The 16,640-nt window shown below is 66.0% G+C and carries 22 protein-coding genes; all 22 read left to right on the forward strand.

Features of this window, described 5'->3' with window-relative positions; all coding sequences use genetic code 11:
* Positions 1-158: 158 nt before the first annotated feature.
* The 22 genes from CHB74_RS03545 (at position 159) to CHB74_RS03660 (ending at position 16,638) form a co-directional block, all read left to right on the forward strand.
* The gene (locus tag CHB74_RS03545; protein ID WP_089218229.1) at positions 159-971 is read left to right on the forward strand and encodes a GPO family capsid scaffolding protein; all 813 of its coding nucleotides are present in this window, start codon (positions 159-161) and stop codon (positions 969-971) included.
* A gap of 56 nt (positions 972-1,027) precedes the next feature.
* A complete protein-coding gene (locus CHB74_RS03550) occupies positions 1,028-2,110 on the forward strand; it encodes a phage major capsid protein, P2 family (RefSeq protein ID WP_089218230.1) in 1,083 nt (360 codons plus the stop codon).
* Between the two features lie 49 nt (positions 2,111-2,159).
* Positions 2,160-3,041, forward strand: a complete 882-nt coding sequence (gpM, locus tag CHB74_RS03555; RefSeq protein WP_089218231.1) for a phage terminase small subunit — start codon at positions 2,160-2,162, stop codon at positions 3,039-3,041.
* Positions 3,042-3,153: 112 nt separating this feature from the next.
* The gene (locus CHB74_RS03560; RefSeq protein WP_089218232.1) at positions 3,154-3,636 is read left to right on the forward strand and encodes a head completion/stabilization protein; all 483 of its coding nucleotides are present in this window, start codon (positions 3,154-3,156) and stop codon (positions 3,634-3,636) included.
* A complete protein-coding gene (locus tag CHB74_RS03565) occupies positions 3,636-3,848 on the forward strand; it encodes a tail protein X (RefSeq protein ID WP_089218233.1) in 213 nt (70 codons plus the stop codon). Before CHB74_RS03560 ends, CHB74_RS03565 begins: the two co-directional genes overlap by 1 nt.
* Positions 3,849-3,851: 3 nt before the next feature.
* Entirely contained in the window at positions 3,852-4,184 is a 333-nt protein-coding gene (locus tag CHB74_RS03570; RefSeq protein ID WP_089218234.1) for a hypothetical protein, read from the forward strand.
* Positions 4,185-4,484: 300 nt separating this feature from the next.
* The gene (locus CHB74_RS03580) at positions 4,485-4,982 is read left to right on the forward strand and encodes an N-acetylmuramoyl-L-alanine amidase (protein ID WP_089218236.1); all 498 of its coding nucleotides are present in this window, start codon (positions 4,485-4,487) and stop codon (positions 4,980-4,982) included.
* A gap of 2 nt (positions 4,983-4,984) precedes the next feature.
* Entirely contained in the window at positions 4,985-5,458 is a 474-nt protein-coding gene (locus CHB74_RS03585; protein WP_089218237.1) for a hypothetical protein, read from the forward strand.
* A 31-nt stretch (positions 5,459-5,489) separates the two neighbouring features.
* On the forward strand, positions 5,490-5,687 hold the full coding sequence (locus CHB74_RS03590) for a hypothetical protein (protein WP_245842586.1): 198 nt from the start codon (positions 5,490-5,492) through the stop codon (positions 5,685-5,687).
* Positions 5,687-6,181 carry a phage tail protein gene (locus tag CHB74_RS03595; RefSeq protein WP_089218239.1) on the forward strand — a complete coding sequence of 165 codons (495 nt, stop codon included), beginning with the start codon at positions 5,687-5,689 and terminating at the stop codon, positions 6,179-6,181. Before CHB74_RS03590 ends, CHB74_RS03595 begins: the two co-directional genes overlap by 1 nt.
* A 1-nt stretch (position 6,182) precedes the next feature.
* Positions 6,183-6,866 (forward strand): phage virion morphogenesis protein, encoded by a 684-nt coding sequence (locus CHB74_RS03600; protein ID WP_245842588.1) that lies wholly within the window; start codon positions 6,183-6,185, stop codon positions 6,864-6,866.
* Positions 6,867-6,942: 76 nt separating this feature from the next.
* Positions 6,943-7,845, forward strand: coding sequence for a baseplate assembly protein (locus CHB74_RS03605; RefSeq protein ID WP_089218309.1), 903 nt, complete (start codon positions 6,943-6,945; stop codon positions 7,843-7,845).
* A 3-nt stretch (positions 7,846-7,848) separates the two neighbouring features.
* On the forward strand, positions 7,849-8,847 hold the full coding sequence (locus CHB74_RS22210; protein WP_218821375.1) for a phage tail protein I: 999 nt from the start codon (positions 7,849-7,851) through the stop codon (positions 8,845-8,847).
* Positions 8,844-9,200, forward strand: a complete 357-nt coding sequence (locus tag CHB74_RS03615; protein WP_089218240.1) for a winged helix-turn-helix domain-containing protein — start codon at positions 8,844-8,846, stop codon at positions 9,198-9,200. The genes CHB74_RS22210 and CHB74_RS03615 overlap by 4 nt, the downstream gene beginning before the upstream one ends.
* A complete protein-coding gene (locus CHB74_RS03620) occupies positions 9,197-9,604 on the forward strand; it encodes a phage tail fiber protein (protein ID WP_089218241.1) in 408 nt (135 codons plus the stop codon). The genes CHB74_RS03615 and CHB74_RS03620 overlap by 4 nt, the downstream gene beginning before the upstream one ends.
* A 39-nt stretch (positions 9,605-9,643) precedes the next feature.
* Entirely contained in the window at positions 9,644-11,923 is a 2,280-nt protein-coding gene (locus CHB74_RS03625; RefSeq protein ID WP_089218242.1) for a gp53-like domain-containing protein, read from the forward strand.
* A gap of 12 nt (positions 11,924-11,935) precedes the next feature.
* Complete coding sequence (locus tag CHB74_RS03630) at positions 11,936-12,328, forward strand: tail fiber assembly protein (protein ID WP_089218243.1); 393 nt, start codon at positions 11,936-11,938, stop codon at positions 12,326-12,328.
* Positions 12,329-12,350: 22 nt separating this feature from the next.
* Positions 12,351-12,575: a hypothetical protein gene (locus CHB74_RS03635; RefSeq protein WP_089218244.1), complete on the forward strand. Its 225-nt coding sequence runs from the start codon at positions 12,351-12,353 to the stop codon at positions 12,573-12,575.
* A 165-nt stretch (positions 12,576-12,740) separates the two neighbouring features.
* Complete coding sequence (locus tag CHB74_RS03640; RefSeq protein ID WP_089218245.1) at positions 12,741-13,562, forward strand: DNA adenine methylase; 822 nt, start codon at positions 12,741-12,743, stop codon at positions 13,560-13,562.
* Positions 13,563-13,663: 101 nt separating this feature from the next.
* Complete coding sequence (locus CHB74_RS03645; RefSeq protein ID WP_089218246.1) at positions 13,664-15,073, forward strand: SGNH/GDSL hydrolase family protein; 1,410 nt, start codon at positions 13,664-13,666, stop codon at positions 15,071-15,073.
* Between the two features lie 567 nt (positions 15,074-15,640).
* Positions 15,641-16,192 (forward strand): phage baseplate assembly protein V, encoded by a 552-nt coding sequence (locus tag CHB74_RS03655; RefSeq protein ID WP_089218248.1) that lies wholly within the window; start codon positions 15,641-15,643, stop codon positions 16,190-16,192.
* Positions 16,189-16,638 carry a hypothetical protein gene (locus CHB74_RS03660; RefSeq protein ID WP_144033705.1) on the forward strand — a complete coding sequence of 150 codons (450 nt, stop codon included), beginning with the start codon at positions 16,189-16,191 and terminating at the stop codon, positions 16,636-16,638. Before CHB74_RS03655 ends, CHB74_RS03660 begins: the two co-directional genes overlap by 4 nt.
* Positions 16,639-16,640 lie beyond the last annotated feature (2 nt).

Here is a 16,640-nt window from a genome sequence, read left to right on the forward strand (position 1 = left end):
ATTCATCGCGGCGGACGTTAAGCGGCGCCCACGCCCCGCCCACGGCCGTCATCTTGTGGAAATACCTTCCCACACCATGACTTGCTTGAGCCTCACGGCCCCTTCGGTCCCTGTTCGGCGGCGATCACGCCACGCTGCAGCAATCCGAGGGACCGTTCATGGCCAAGTCCAAATTCTTCCGCATCGCCGTCGAAGGCGCCACCGTCGACGGGCGTGAGATCACGCGCCAGTGGCTGGAAGAAATGGCCGCGTCCTACACGCCCGACACCTATACGGCGCGCATCAATTGCGAGCATATCGCCGGTTACAGCCCCGATCGGCCCTTCAACGCCTATGGCTCCGTGCTGTCGCTGAAAACCGAGGCGGTTTCACTCAAGATCGACGGCAAGGATCAGCCCCGTCTGGGCCTGTTCGCGGAGATCGAGGCCAACGATCAGCTGGTCGAGATCAACAAGGCCGGGCAGAAGCTGTTCACCTCGTGCGAGATCCACCCGAATTTCGCCGGCACGGGCAAGGCCTATCTGGTCGGCCTGGCGGTGACGGACAGCCCGGCCTCGCTGGGCACCGAACCCCTGAAATTCGCGGCCATGTCGCGGCCCAACCTGTTCACGCCGGCGGAAGAAATCGAACTGGCCATCGAGCCTTCGGCGCCCGATCCCAGCGCCGGCGCATTCGCAGCGGTGAAAGACTTTTTCGCAAGCCTGACCGCCAAGCCGCAACAGCAGGAGCCGCCGGCGCAGCCCGATCCCAAGCCGGCCAATGACAATGTCGCGCTCGCGCAGCTGGCCGAGGGCATGTCGCGGATGACGGCAGCGATGGAGACCTCGGCCACTGCCACCACCGCCCGCGTCGACAAGCTCGCGGCGGATCTCGGCGCGCTCAAGGCCCAGCTCGAAAAGACCGAACAGCCCGGCAATTTCACCCGCCCCCCGGCGACCGGCGGCGGCGGGACGATCCAGACGGACTGCTGATCCGCGCCCGCAACCGCACGCCCACGCCCCTGCCAGCCCGCCCCTAGGAGCACTCAATGCGCAACTCGACCCGCCTGCTGTTCACCGCCTATGTCAGCCAGATCGCGCTGCTGAACGGCGTCGCCGACGCATCCGTCAAATTCACCGTCTCGCCCGCGGTCGAACAGACGCTCGAAGAGAAGATTCAGGAATCGAGCGAGTTTCTGCAGCAGATCCAGATCATCGGCGTGCCGGAGCAGACCGGCCAAAAGGTAGGTGTGGGCGTCACCCGATCCATCGCCGGGCGCACCAACACGGCCGCCGGCAATCGCCGCACGCCGACCGACCCCACCGACACCTCGGACGAAGGCACCTATTTCTGCCGGCAGACCAATTACGACCATGCGATCAAATATGCGAAGATCGACGCATGGCGGCATAAGCCGGAGTTCCAGACGCTGCTGCGCGATGCGATCCTGAAACAGCAGGGCCGCGACCGGATCATGATCGGCTTCAACGGCACGTCGGCGGCGGCGGGGACCGATCGCGTTGCCAATCCGCTGCTGCAGGACGTCAACGAGGGCTGGCTCCACAAGATCCGCACGCGCGCGCCGGCGCGCTATCTTGACGACGGCGCGCTGACCGCCAACCCGACCAAGGCGATCTATGTCGCTTCGGGTGTCGAGGTGGTCGACGCCGACGCGACGAACATCGCCACCGCGAAGGCCGATTACGCCAATCTCGATGCGCTCGCCTTCGACGCGCTGGATCTGCTCGATCCCTGGCATCGCGGCGATACCGATCTTGTCGTCATCGTCGGCTGGAAGCTGGTGAAGGACAAGTATCTGAACCTGCTGCAGGCCGCTGGCGATACGGCGACCGAGGGCGAGGCGGCGCACCGCATCCTCACTTTGCCCAAGCAGCTCGCCGGCAAGCGCGCGATCATCGTGCCCTTCTTCCCGGAAGATGGCCTGCTGATCACCAGCCTCGATAACCTGTCGATCTATTGGCAGGAAGAGACGCGCCGCCGCCAGATCAAGGATGAACCGGCGCTCGACCAGATCGAGAATTACGAGAGCGTCAACGAGGACTTCGTGGTCGAGGATTACGGCCGCTGCGCCTTCGTCGAAAACATCGTCATGGGCAAGAAGCCCGCCTGATCGGCCGACACAGGCCTTCGCTAACCGCCCCACCTGACAGGACACGCACATGAGCCTCGCTCGCCGTCACAGGGATCGCATCCTTGCTGCCCAAACCGTTGCGTCCGCTCCCAATCGTGGGGCGGGGCAGCCTCCCGCCGCCGGCACCCCCACGCCGGCGGCGGGAGCGCAAAACCCACCGGCAGAACGCGCGGCCGCGCAAGTCGCGCTGCGCTTCACCCATGATCTCCGCCGCTTGAAGGAAATCAAGGCGGTCAGCGGCAAGATCGCGGCCAAGGCGGTGATGCTGCCCGAATATCAGAGCTGGGTCGAAGGTACGGTGGCGGCGGACGCTGGCGTCGGCGCGGGCACCACGGCCGAGATCGTGCCGACCTATATGGTGTGGCTGATCGACACGGCGGCCTATGGCGAAGCGCTGGATCTCGTCCCCTTCCTGCTCCGGCACAAGGTCGCGATGCCGGCGCGCTACAATCGCGACGTCGCCACCGTTGTCCTCGAGGAGATCGCCGACGCGGCGCTCAAGCAGCAGAATGCCGGCGAGGCGTTCGAGCTGGCCGTGCTGGAACGCGTCGCCACGCTGACCGACGACATCGATCTGCACGATGAACCGCGCGCCAAGCTCTACAAGGCGATCGGCATCGAACATATGCGCCAGGGCGAGGAAGCCGAAGCCGGCCCCGCCGCGCGCACCGCGCTGCTGGCCGCCGCCAATGCCTTCCGCAAGGCACACGGCCACGACAGCCGCATCGGCGTGCAAGGCAGGATCAAGCGCGCCGAAAAGCTGATCGCCGTGATCGACGCCGCTGCGGCAGCGGCCGAAAAGGCGGCCGAACAGGGCGGGGGCGAAACCCCGACCGACGCTGAACAGACCGAAACGAAGGCCGAGGGCGAAGCCCCGGCCGATACCGATCAGGGCGGCACCGCCGCCTGACCAGCTCGCCCCCCGGCGCTCGGGGGCGGATCGCGCGAAGCGGGAGGCCATCATGGCCGCAGGGCCGCTTTCTGCCCCGATCCTCACCCCCGTAAGCCCGTGAGGCGGCCCGATGTCCTTCGTCATCAATCTCGACGATCCACCCGTTCCCCCCGAACCCGGCCCCGCCGACGCGCCGATCGCCGGCGGCTGGTTTCCCGCAATCGATCCGCGCAAGATCCGCGAAGGCTATCGCATCCGCGAAGCGGTGACGCCGGCGCGGCTGCGCGAGGCGCTGATTGCCGCCATCATCACCGTGACCAACGATCTTGGCGCATGGCAGGCTGGGCAGGACGCCGCCGGCCATGCCTCGCTCGCCGCCGTTCCCGCGCCGTCGATCGACGGCCAGTCGCGCCTGCTGCACCTCTATGTCCGCGCCGTCGCCCTCAACGCGAAGGCGGAGATCGTCGAACGCTATCGCGACATCGATATCACCGGCCCCGGCGAACGCCGCGCCGAGGATCTTGACCCTTCGGTGGGCGAGCTGCGCCGCGATGCGCTCCATGCCGTGCGCGACATTCTGGGCAAGAGCCGCACCACGGTCGAACTGATCTGATGCCGATCATGGTCCGCGCGCGCCAGGGCGACACGCTCGATGCATTGATCTGGCGGGAGGCCGCACTCGGCTCGGCCGCGATCGGCGCGGTGCTGGAAGCCAATCCCGGCCTTGCCGATTTCGGGCCGGTGCTGCCGCTCGGCACGCCCGTCACCATCCCCGACATGGCGCCCGTCGCCGTCGCCGACCCTCTTATCAACCTGTGGGATTGACGCATGGACCTTCGCCACATCCTCGAACCCGCATTGTCCGCACTTGGCGCGCTGGCCCCGTCGCTGATCGGATCGGCTGTCGCACAGGCATGGAAGCCGGGCCTGCCCTGGCGCCAGCGCATCCTGCAATGGGTCGTTGGCTCGACAGTCAGCTATTACGCCACCATCGGCGTGATCCAGCTGACGGGCTGGAACGAATTCGTCGCGCAGTCGATCGCCTTCGCGATCGCGCTTCTCGCCTTCGATGCAACGCCGCGCGTGATCGCCGCCGCCGGCGACGTGCTGGCGGACCTGCCTGCTCGGCTGATTGACCGCCTTTTCGGAAAGGGCCGCTGATGGACTGCCTATCCCTCCCCTGTGAATCGATGTTTCAGGTGGATTTGATCGATGGGATCCACTGCGAAGTCGATCCCGTCACGGGTGCCTACGTAGTCGTGGATCCGCTTACACCCGACCAACGGACATCGTGCGATGCATGGCTGCTGATCGGCGGAGTTGAGATCCCGGCGGAGCGAAGGGCAGCGGCTGAGGATAAGCGCGCGCATCTCGCCTCGCTGATCGAGCGGGTTCGCGCCTGCCTAACCCTCGCATCTCCCTGCAACGATTGTCCAATCCACGACGTGGAAGGCTGTAACAGTGCGCAAAATTGACCGCATCAACGTCCATTGCACCGCCACGCGCGTCGGGCGGCCCTATACCATCGCGGATATCGACCGCGATCATAAGGCGCGCGGCTTCGGCAAGGGCGCATCGCGGCCCTGCGGCTATCACTACGTGATCTATGCCGATGGCACCGTCCATATCGGGCGGCAGGAATATGAGGTCGGCGCCAACGCCGCCGGCTACAACGCATCTTCGATCGGGATCGTCTATGTCGGCGGTCTCGATGCGAACGGGAAGCCGGCGGACACCCGCACGCCCGCGCAGAAGGCGGCACTGGCGAGCCTCGTCCGTAGCGTCGCCCGGCGCTACAACGTCCCGCCCGCGCGCATCCTCGGCCATCGCGATCTGTCGCCGGATCTGAACGGAAACGGCAAGGTCGATCCGTTCGAATGGACGAAGGTCTGCCCGTGCTTCGACGTGCAGGCCGAAGTGCCCGGCTGGCTGCCCCCCTCCCCATCCGGCGGAGCCTGACGATGATCAAGCTCGTCCGATCCGCATGGGCGCTGCTGACCGGATCGCGGGAAACCGTGATCCTGATCCTGCTCGCCGCCGTCGCCGCCGGTCTCTATGCGACATGGGCCACCACGCGCGCCGATCGCGATCGGCTCGCCGCGTGGGCGAACACGGCCTGTCTCGCCGCCGGCAGCAGCTTCGACGCGGCGGCCGAGGGCGGCGGCGTGCCCTGCACCCGGCGCATTGCCGAACTGGCACGCATCGATCGCGAATCGCAGGCCGCCAGCAACCGCCTGCTGGCGGACGCGGCGGCCACGCGCGCCACCAAGATCGCCGATGATCGAACCCTTGCCGCCAACCAGACGGGCGCGCGCCTCGACGCTGCCCGGCAGATGGAGAAAGCCGATGAAGAAGTGCCTGCGGATGACCGCGTTGCCGGCGATTGGTTTGATGCTCTCAATGGCCTTGGCGGCCTGCGCCCACCGGGCCGTTGACGCTCCACCCGCTGCGATCGTCGCCGTCGCGGTGAACGATCCCCCGCCGGCAGACCTGATCCTGTGCCCGCAGGCGCCGGAAGGTTTCCCGACCGACGCGGCAGCGCAGATCCCGGCCCCGGTGCGCGCGGCCATGAAACGGATCGCCGCCTTCTCTGCCGCGACGCATGATCAACTTGTCCGTCTGATCCGCTGGCATGTGCCCGGCGCCTGCGCGGGTGACCGCTGATGCGCAAGGCGGAAAGCCTGAAGAAGCTGCTGCTGGAAACGGTGCCGGGCTTACGCGACAATCCCGAACGCCTGGCGCTATTCATCGACAACGGCACCGTCGCGGGCGGCCACGGCCCCAGCCTGTCGTTCGAATATCGCTATGTCGTCAATCTGGTGTTCGAAGGCTTCACGGGCAGCACCAACCATCTCGTCGTGCCGATCCTCGCGTGGATTGCCGACAACCAGCCCGAGCTGCTGGGGCGTCCCGGCGTCGAACCGTTCAGCTTCGAAGCCGAAATCCTCGATCAGGATAGCCAGGACGTTTCGATCCGCGTCGCGCTGACCGAACCCGCCGTCGTCACGCCGCGCGAAGACGGCGGCTATGCTGTCAGCCACCCGAACCCCGGAAACCCACGCGACCTTGATCTGCTGCCCGGCAACGCGAAGCTGTGGCAGCTTTTCCTGCGCGATACGCTGATCGCCCAGACCAGCGATCCCGAATTCCAGCCCTGACGTGGCGGCTATCGACGCGAATGAGCTGATAGAGCTGGAGCGCATGGCCGGCGCCATGGTCGCCAGCCTGTCGGCGGCCGAGCGGCGCCGGCTGCTGCGCGCGATCGCGCGGGATCTCCGCAAATCGCAGGGCGCGCGCATCGCCGCGCAGCGCGATCCCGATGGCGGCGCTTACGCTCCGCGCAAGGAACGGCCACCGGCCACGCCCGGCGCCTATCCCGTGCGCTTCCTCTATCCCAAGGGATCGCCAGCCCCTCGCCTCGTCGTCATGAAAAGCTGGGTCCGCCAAGGCCCGCTGCTCACCGGCTTCGACATCGAGGCCGGCGGCATTCGCAGCTTCTTCTGGGACAAGGTGGACCGTTGGCTGCCCGTCGAGGCCGAGGATAAGGCGCGTGCCGGCGGGAAGCTGCGCCGGCGCGGATCGATCCGCCGTCGCGCCATGTTCCGCAAGCTGCGCGGCGCCCGCTATTTGCGTTCGGACGCCAGCGATCTGGAACTTTGGGTCGGGTTCAGCGGCAGCGCCGCCGCGATCGCCGGCATCCATCAGGACGGCGGATCGGATCGCCCCGCCCCGAAGGCGCCGGCGGTGCGATATCCGCGCCGCGTGCTGATCGGCATGACCGTCGCGGAGCGCAACCGCGTCCTCGATCTGCTCATCACCCACCTCGACCAAAAGGCGGCCTGATCGCTTATCTTGTGGGAAGGGCTTTCCACAACAGGGGGTTATGGCCGCCGCCGGCGATCGTCGTCGACATGGCGCCATGGCCGACCATTCCGCCACCTTCACCGCCGTCGATCTGTCGCGCCTGCCCGCGCCGACGCTGATCGAGGAGCTGTCTTACGAGGCGATCTACGCGGCGATGCTTGCGCGCCTGGTGGAGCTGCTGCCCGATTTTGACGCGACGGTGGAATCCGATCCGGCGGTCAAGCTGCTGCAGGTCGCCGCCTATCGCGAGCATCTGATCCGCCAGCGCGTCAACGAAGCGGCCCGCGCCAACATGGTCGCTTATGCCATGGGGGCCGATCTCGATAATCTGGGCGCGCTGATGGGCGTCCAGCGCCTGATGCTCGATCCCGGCGATGAGCAGCTCGGCGTTGCGCCGACGATGGAATCCGACGTGGATTTCCGGCGGAGGATCGTGCTCGCGCCCGAAGGCTTCTCGGTCGCCGGCCCCGAAGGCGCCTACATCTTTCACACGCTTTCGGCCGACCCGGACGTCCTCGACGCGAGCGCCACCAGCCCCAGCCCCGGCGAAGTGGTTGTCACCGTGCTGTCGCGCCTCGGCGATGGCACCGCGTCGCCAGAACTGCTCGATATCGTCGAAACGCGGATCTCCGGCGAAGGCGTCCGCCCGCTTACCGATTTCGTCACGGTGCAGGGCGCCACCATCGTGCCCTTCGTCGTCACGGCCGAGGTGCGCACCTTTGCCGGCCCCGATGGCAGCGTCGTTATTGCCGAGGCCCGCCGGCGCTTGGATGCCTATATCGACGACAGCCATCGGCTGGGTCGCGACGTGACGCGTTCGGGCATCTTCGCCGCGCTCCACAGCGAGGGCGTCCAGAACGTCAACCTGATCGCCCCGGCGGCGGATATCATCCTCGATCGCGACGCGGCGAGCTGGTGTTCGGCCATCACCGTCACCCATGTCGGGGTTGGTGAGTAGGCGATGAGCCTGCTGCCGCCCAACGCCACGATGCTGGAACGCGCGATCGAACAGGCGATCGCGCGGATCGGCGATGTGCCGACGCCGCTGCGGACGCTGAAAAACCCGTCAACCAGCGCGATCGATCTGCTGCCGTGGCTGGTGTGGGAATTGTCGCTCGACGCATGGTCATCCGATTGGCCCGAAAGCATCAAGCGCGCGCGCGCGCGGCAGGCCATCCCGATCGCACGGCGCAAGGGCACCGTTGAATCGGTGCGCACCGTCGTCGCCAGCTTCGGCGGATCGGTCGCGTTGCGCGAATGGTGGGAAACCGCGCCGCGCGGGACGCCCCACACTTTCGAGCTGGTCCTGAACCTCGATCGTGATGACGCGCCGGCCAGTGCCGCCTTCGTCGATCAGGTCATCGCCGAAGTGATCCGCGCCAAGCCGGTGCGCAGCCACTTCACCTTCACGCAAGGCCTGACCGCGACTGCGCGCATCGGCCTGGTCGGGGCAATCCGCCCCGCCGTCTATGCCCGGCTGTCCTTTGCTGCCGCCGCCTATGTGCCGCCGCCCGGCCTGTCGCTGGAAGGCGTGGCGCAGGGTGCGGGCGACGCGGCGGGCGACATTGCGATCGCGGCGGACCTGACGGGCGAGGCGCGCGGCCAGGGGCAGGCGCAGGCCGCGCCCGCCTTGGCGATCCACCTTGGCGGTGAAGCCGCTGCGCAGGGGCAGGCGCAGGGCGATCTGCGCGCCGGATCGGCCATGGAAGGCGCGGCGCAGGGCACAAGCGAGGCGACCGGCGATATCGCCATGACGCTGCCGATCGCCGCCGATGCCGTCGCCACCGGCGAAGCGGCCGGCGATCTGGCCACCGCCCTTCCCATCGCGGCCGAGGCGGAAGGCGCCGGCCAGGCGAGCGGCGATGTGGCCATCGTCATGCTGCTCGCTTCGCTTCGTCTGGAAGATGGCGGGCGGCTGCTGCTCGAGGACGGTGGCGCGCTGCTGATGGAGGCTGAATGATGCAGCCCTTCGGCCCGGCCTTTTGCAACCATTGCGGTTACGATCTTCGGCAGGACCGGCCGATCGGGAGCGGTGGCCTGTTCCTCGATCCCGGAAGCCGGATCGCGATCTGGCGCGGTCAGCAGGTGCGCCTACGCCCTTCGACGTTCGAAGCGCTGCACGCGCTGGTCAAGGCCCGCGGTGCCGCCGTCAGCCATGGCGTCCTCGCCGAACGCATCGGCAGCGAGGGCGAAGACGCGGGGCGCAGCATGGCAGTCCGCATTGCCGAGATCCGCCGCGTCATGCCCGGCGCCCCGATCATCAATCTTTTTGGCCATGGCTACGCCTGGCGCCCGCAGGGAGACCGAAAATGACCGCGATGAGCGACTATCTCGAAACCAAGGTGCTGCAGTGGTTGAAGGGCACGGCCATGCCGCCGGCGCCGGTGGCGGCCTATGTCGGGCTGTTCAACGGTGATCCGCTCGACGCCGGCACCGGCGGCGCCGAGGTGACGACGACGATCCGCGCGGCGGGCCGCGTGGCAGCGACGTTCGGGCCGATCAGCGACGTCGGCGGCGCCAGCAAAATGAGCAACAGCGCGGTCGTCGATTACGGCGCCGCCGCCGGTGCGGCGGACATCAGCCATTTCGGCCTGTTCGATGCGGCCGCCGGCGGCAACCTGCTGATGCGCGGAACGATCCTGAACGGGCAGAAGACGGCGGCCGTAGGGACCAGCGTCAGCTTCCCGGTGGGCACGCTCGTCCTCGGCCTCGACTGATCGACCTTGCGCCGCCTGCCTCTCTAGCCGGGATCGACCATGGCCCTTGAAATCATCATCACCAGCGCCGGTCGCGCGGCGCTGGTCAATGCCCAGCACACTGGCACCGCGCCGGTTGTCATCGCGCGATGCGGCGTATCGCCGACGACGATCGCCGCGACGCCGGCCACGGTCGCCATCCCGAACGAGACCAAGCGCATCGCCACGCTGGCGGGCACGGCCGTTTCGCCCGACACGATCCACCTGATCGTTCGCGATGAAAGCGCCGATAGCTACACGGTGCGCACCGTGGGCCTGTATCTTGGCGATGGCACGCTGTTCGCCGTCTATAGCCAGGCCGACGTGATCGCCGAAAAGGCGGCGGCCTCCATGCTGCTGCTGGCGATCGACTGCCGGTTCGAAGATATCGCCGCGACCGATATCAGCTTCGGCGATACCAATTTCCTCAATCCGCCGGCGACGACGGAAATGCTCGGCGTTGTCGAGCTGGCGACGGACGCCGAGGCAACGACCGGCGTGGACGTGGCCCGCGCGGTCACGCCCAAGGCGATGTCGGCGGCCGTCACCAGTTGGCTGAACGATCGCCTCGGTGCCGGGGCGCCATCGGCCTTCATGAAATCGCTGCTCCCCAGCGCGAGCGCGGTGGCACTGCGCATGGCGCTGTCGCTCAAGGGCGCGGCGCTCAAGGACGAAGGCCACGGCAACGGCCTGAACGCCGACATGCTCGACGGCCAGCATGCCAGCGCATTCGCCACCGGCGCCCATCTGCACGATGATCGCTATATCCTGAAACAACCTGCCGGCAGCTATGCGGAAAGCCAGGCGAGCGGCATGTCTGTGGCGGCTTCCCGCACCGGCTATGTCGGCGGGTGGGCGCGCGGCTATTCAATCTCCGGCAACAGCGATAGCGACGTCCGCGCGATCTACGGCGCCTATGGCTCCAGTGAGACCCCGCAATATGCCTATATCGCCATCGGCTCGATCTCCGGCGCGACCACTTATGCGCAGAATAACGCGCTGCGCGTTTCTGCGGTCGATGTCCGCTGGGGCAACAGCCTGATCTGGCACGCCGGCAATGATGGCGCGGGGTCGGGCCTCGATGCCGATCTGCTCGATGGCCAGCATGGTGCCGATTATATCGCCTATCGTGGCGTTGTTCAGACCGGCGCGATCGGCGACCTTGCCGGCAATGGCATTTATTACGAGCAGTTTAGCGGATTTTCGGCGACGCTGCTGACGTTGAATGCCTTCGGATCGACCGGCCCCGTCCAGATGCGCTTTTCCTATGGCGGCGATCTGGAGTGGCGCAACAAGCAGAACAGCAGCGCCTGGAACGATTGGCGCAAGATCTGGAATTCGGCGAATGACGGCGCCGGCTCCGGGCTGGACGCTGATCTGCTCGACGGCCGCCAGGCGACGGAATTCGCGCTGCTGACGGGCGCGTCTTTCACCGGGCGGATCTATGCTTCCGAAATTGTGATGTCCGCTCCCGGCAATGCGATCTACTGCAATAACTGGGGGTCGGTTTCCAGCGCCATGCCGATGCGCTGGTTCAACAATGGGGCTTGGAGCTGGGAAAACGGCAGCGGCAGCGTCCTGATGTCGATGACGACGGGCGGCGCGTTGAATGTGGGCGGGGCAATCACGCGCTCCGGCTATACCGTCTGGGATGCGACGAATGACGGTGCCGGATCGGGCCTCGACGCTGATCTGCTCGATGGCCAGCAGGGCAGCTATTACACGGATGTGGTCGGCCGCCTCGGCTACACGCCGCTGAACGCCGCCGGCTATACCGCCAGCGACATCCGCGCAAAGCTGTTGACGGTCGATGGCTCGGGATCGGGTATCGACGCCGATCTGCTGGATGGTCAGGACGGCTCTTATTATTCGAACGTCCCAGCGCGGCTGGGCTACACGCCGCTCAACGCCGCCAGCTACACGGCCGCCGACGTGCGCGCGAAGCTGCTGACGGTTGATGGATCGGGCACCGGCATTGACGCCGATCTGCTCGACGGCCTGCACGCAAGCGATCTGATCCCGAGCGGGACGCTGGCCGCCACCGGCTATTGCCTGCTGCCCAATGGCCTGATCCTGCAATGGGGCCGGGTGACGGTGCAGAGCAACAGCTATGGGTCGATCACCTTCCCCATCGCCTTCCCCAACGCCTGTTTTCACATCCATTCCGGCGTCGCGACCGAGCTGGGCAACGGCGATGCGCAGGCCAACTGTCCCCTGCCCTATCAGGTATCCAAAACCGGCGCCGATTTCTGGAATGCCGCGCCCACGGCCAGCGCCTGGTGGATGGCGCTGGGCAACTGAGGATCATCGTTCATGCCGCTCTATTTCAGCCCCTCGACGCGTGGTTTCTACGATGCGGACATCCACGTCGATTTCCCGGCGGATGTCCGCCCGGTCACGGCGCAGCGGCGCGAGGAACTGCTCGCGCAGGGCCAGCTGGGGCGGATCATCATGCCTGACGAAAATGGTGATCCCGTCGCGGTCGATCCGCCGCCGCTGGACAATGCCGATCTGCTCCGCCGTCTGCGCGAAAAGCGCGACCGGCTGTTGCGGGAAAGCGATTTCGCGGTGCTGCCCGACGCGCCGTTCACCGCCACGCGGCGGGCGGAATGGACCGCATATCGCCAGGCCCTCCGCGACCTGCCGGAAAGCTGCTCCGAAGATCCCGGCGCCGCCATCTGGCCTGTCGCCCCTGCCGCCCTTTGATCCCCAGCCCAAGAGAGAAGCCATGAAGATCACCCTCGGCAAGTTCGATCCCGAAACCCGCAGCGTTCCTGCCACCTTCAAGACCGGCGAAATCGCCCACAAGCGCAGCATCAACGCGGTGCTGAAATCCGATGGCAGCTATGACGCTGCCGCCACGCGCACCCGCGCGGAAGAGGTTGGGCGCGGCGTTGCGGCCAAGATCAGCCTGGGCGTCATCGGCAACGAACCCGAGCCAGCGGCCGAATAAGCATCCGGCGGTGGCCCAAGGCCATCGTCGCAACCCCGAGGGGGGCGGGATGCGTCAACATCCCTCACCCTTGCGAGATCCTGCCTCGCATTCTCCGGGCGGCGCGCCGCCCTTCGATCCCCCGTGTCGGTCGACCGGGGAACCCATTTGCGCAGGAAATCCTACATGTATAGCGCGCTTGAACCCGTTAACCCCGTTTCTCCCGTCGCCGGCTATATCGGCGGCAAGCGCAACCTCGCGCGCAGGATCTGCGCGATTATCGATCGCACGCCGCATAGCAGCTATGCCGAACCGTTCGTCGGCATGGGCGGCATCTTCCTGCGGCGAAAGATGCGGCCGCGCGCCGAGGCGATCAACGATATCTCCGGCGACATCGTCACCCTGTTCCGCTGCCTGGCCGAACATCCCGCCTATGTGATCGATCAGCTTCGTTTTCGCGTTTCGAGCCGTGCGGAGTTCCGGCGGATGCTCGCGCAAGATCCCGAGCACCTTACCGATCTGCAGCGCGCGGTGCGGTTCCTCTACCTGCAGCGCCTTGCCTTTGGCGGCAAAGTCGTCGGCCGCAGTTTCGGCGTGGACGCGGCCGCGCCGGCGCGCTTCGACGCTGGCAAGATCGAGCCGATGCTCGCCGCGCTCCATGAGCGGATGCGATCCGTGGTGATCGAGCAGCTACCCTATGGCGATTTCATCCGCCGCTATGATCGCGCCGGCGCGCTATTCTATCTCGACCCGCCCTACTGGAATTGCGAGCGGGATTATGGCGCCGATGTCTTCGCCCGTGCGGACTTCGCGGCGCTCGCGTCCCAGCTCGGCGGCATCAAAGGCCGATTCCTGCTGTCGATCAACGACAATCCCGACGTGCGTGAAACCTTTGCCCGGTTCGCCCAGCTGCCCGTGAACACCACCTATCAGATCGGCACCCGCCACACCGAGGCGGGCGAGTTGATCATCTCCAATCTCCCGCTGGAGGCTTTGACGGCCGCCTAGCCTTCGATCTTGTCGGGCAGGCTTCCCACAAGATCGCATCGATGCCGGGCCGAGGGTGCTTGATCCAAGGTCCGGCATGGATTGCATGAGAAAGGGCGGGCATGGCTGACAAGATGATTTCCGAGCTGGCAATGGCAGGTCCGCTGTCGAACTCGATGTTTATCCCGGTCGCGCAGGGAGGCAGCAATTTTGCACTGCCCGCCCACCGACTGATCGGGGCGCAGCCCTTTGTTCAGCTGTGGGGCGACGGCGACAGCAAGACGGGCGAAGGCGTCGGAGCTTTTGAGTGGGCCGTCGCGCGCCTCAATCTGGACGCGTGGGTCGGTGGTCGGCAATTTGGTGTTGGTGGCACCAATACGTCCAACAGCGGCAATAATCTGACCAGCCCGGCGCGTATGGCAACGATCGTCACCGCGATCGAAACTGCATCGGCAACCGGGGATATCATTGACGTCGTCATGACGATCGGAACCAATGACGTCGTGCTCGCCAATATGACTTCGGAAGCCATCATCGCCAACATCCGAAACTATCACGATGTGATCCGCGCGGCGGGTTGCCGCAATCTTATCCTGATGTCGATCGATCCGCGCACCAATCTGACTGCTACGCAGCAGGGGCAAATCGCATCGGCGAACCGCGCCTATGAGGATTATTGCAGGGTCGTTGCGGATGCGATCTTCGTGGACGCCATGCCGTGGATGCTGGACCCGGCAAGTCCATCTTTCATCCCCATCGGCGGAGCGGGCGGAACCTTTGGAGCCGTGACGAATGACGGCCTCCATTGCAGCGCTTATGGCATCTTTCGGAAGTCGTTTGCCGTCGAGGCCGTTGCCGAACAGCTCTATCGATTCCGGCCGGTCGAGCTGATCGGATCGGGGATCGCGTTCAACAGTGTGACCGCCGTCCGTGGAAATATCCTCGGGACGGGTGGACGCTTCGTAGCGATGGGTGGCACGGACAGTTTTACAAAGGTCGACACCTCCAGCGTCGTGGGGACGCCGCCGGCGACGTTTACAGGATCGGGAACCCTCAACGGTGATACGAAACTCACGTATTCGGTCGCAAACTGCGCCGATCTGGGTAGCCGATACGGCGGTGACTGGCCGTGTATTAATGTCGCGCTAAGCGGCACTCCAGTCTCTACTTCCGACATCCAGCTTGCCGGTCGGTACGTTGTATTCGCCTACCCAGCCTCTACCCGGATGCGAGGACGGGCCTTGGTAAATCTCAACAATGTGACCGGATTGTCCAGGCTCCGCCTGCAAACCCAGAACGTCAATCCGCCGTTGTCCAAGACGCTCGGCGCCGCCGGCGCTGCCGCTCCACAGCATGAACTACCGACCCTTAATGGCCTGCACGCGCTCGAAATTGTCTGCGACCCGGTAAACGCGGGGAATTCGGGCTTGAACCTGTTGATTTCGGGCGTTGCCGGCAGGCCTTTCGGCGGCTCGATCGATTTACTCGGGATTGAGTGGCGGCGGGCTGATGCTATCCCGATGGTGGCCTAGAGCTGCTGTCCAAGCTGCCCCCGCCGCCGCGCGCCCATCCGCCACATGACCACCGCGATCGCGCCGCCGAACATGAACCATGGAAGGGCGCCTCCGGTGGGTCTGTCCGCCGGCGAGGGCGTTGTCGCCGGCCAGCGGTTGGACGCAAGGGCTTCGGGAGTTGGTCCGTTGCGCCAGGCAGTCGCATCGGCGGCCGGCGTTACGGCTGACATGAATATGGCGACGACTTCGGGGGCCGGTTCCCGTGCATTCTCCGCTGAGCGACGCGCCACGACCCGCAAATAATCAGGGTCATCATCGTGCGATGCACCGTCCAGCACGTCGCTCAGAATGCCGGCCGCCTCGCTATCCCCCCGAGCAGACAACAGCATCGCAGTATTGCCGACGACCAATATGATGGCGAGAAATTCAAGACAACGCTTCACCATAGCCCCCCAGCTCCGCGCCCTATTCCGCCAATAGATCAGAACGGTACCGCAAGGAAGCCGCGCATGATCTTGTGGGATGCGCTTTCCACAACATAGCGTCGGTGCCGGTTCCGCCGGGCTTGATCCATGGTCCCGCACGATGAGCGGAAATCCTGATATTCAGCGACTTGTGGGCGATATCATTCGCCCCGGCGTGATCGCGTCCGTCGATATGGTGGCGCGGACCTGCACCGTGGAGATCGGCGACATGACGACAGGGCCGCTCCCCTGGCTCGCCATTCGTGCCGGGCGCGTGCGGATCTGGTCGCCGCCCAGCGAGCGCGAACAATGCCTGCTGCTCTGCGCGGAGGGCGACACCAACGCCGGGTTCGTGCTGCCGGCGCTCTATTGCGATGCCTTCCCGCCGCCCGCCAGCAGCGCCGATATCGTGGCCATCGCATTCGATGACGACGCCATGCTGTCCTACGACATGGCCGCGCACCATCTGGCCGCGACCATCCCTGACGGCAGCGTCGCGATCGATGCGCAGGGCGGCGTTGCGATCACGGGCGATGTCACCATCACCGGCAATGTCACCGTATCCGGCACGCTGGACGCCAGCGAAGACGCGATCGGCGGCGGCATCAGCCTCAAATCCCACAAGCATGGCGGCGTCCAAGCCGGCTCCGCCCAGACCGGAGTGCCCGCATGATCGCTTTCCTTCGTCGACTGAACCTCTTTTCGCTTTGGCTGATGGTGCCGGCATTGCTGATCGCGGCGCGATCGGCGCTGGCCACCTTCACCAGCCTCGACGAGACATGGCCCCTGTTCGATGGCGCGCTCGATCTGATCTCGTTTGCCGCCGCCTGCGCCTTCCACTTCGCTCTCGGGTCTCGACTGTTCGATGCGGTCGAGCCGCTGGCCATCTCGCGAGCCGCAAAGCTGCTGATCTGGCTGCTGCTGGCCGGCGTGCTACTGCTGACGCAGCCGCCCGTATATGTCCTGCCTTTCGCCGTTCTGGCCTTGGGATCGGTGATTGTAGCGAGCTTTGCCCTGTCGCTGCTCTCAACCGCCATATGCTTCGTCCTTGCCGCTCTGTTCCTCCCCGCCGGCGTCGCGAGCGTTGATGGCTGGGCCGATCTCCTCGATCGCGACTGACG

It is taken from the genome of Edaphosphingomonas laterariae (assembly GCF_900188165.1).
GTDB classification, from domain to species: Bacteria; Pseudomonadota; Alphaproteobacteria; order Sphingomonadales; family Sphingomonadaceae; genus Sphingomonas_E; species Sphingomonas_E laterariae.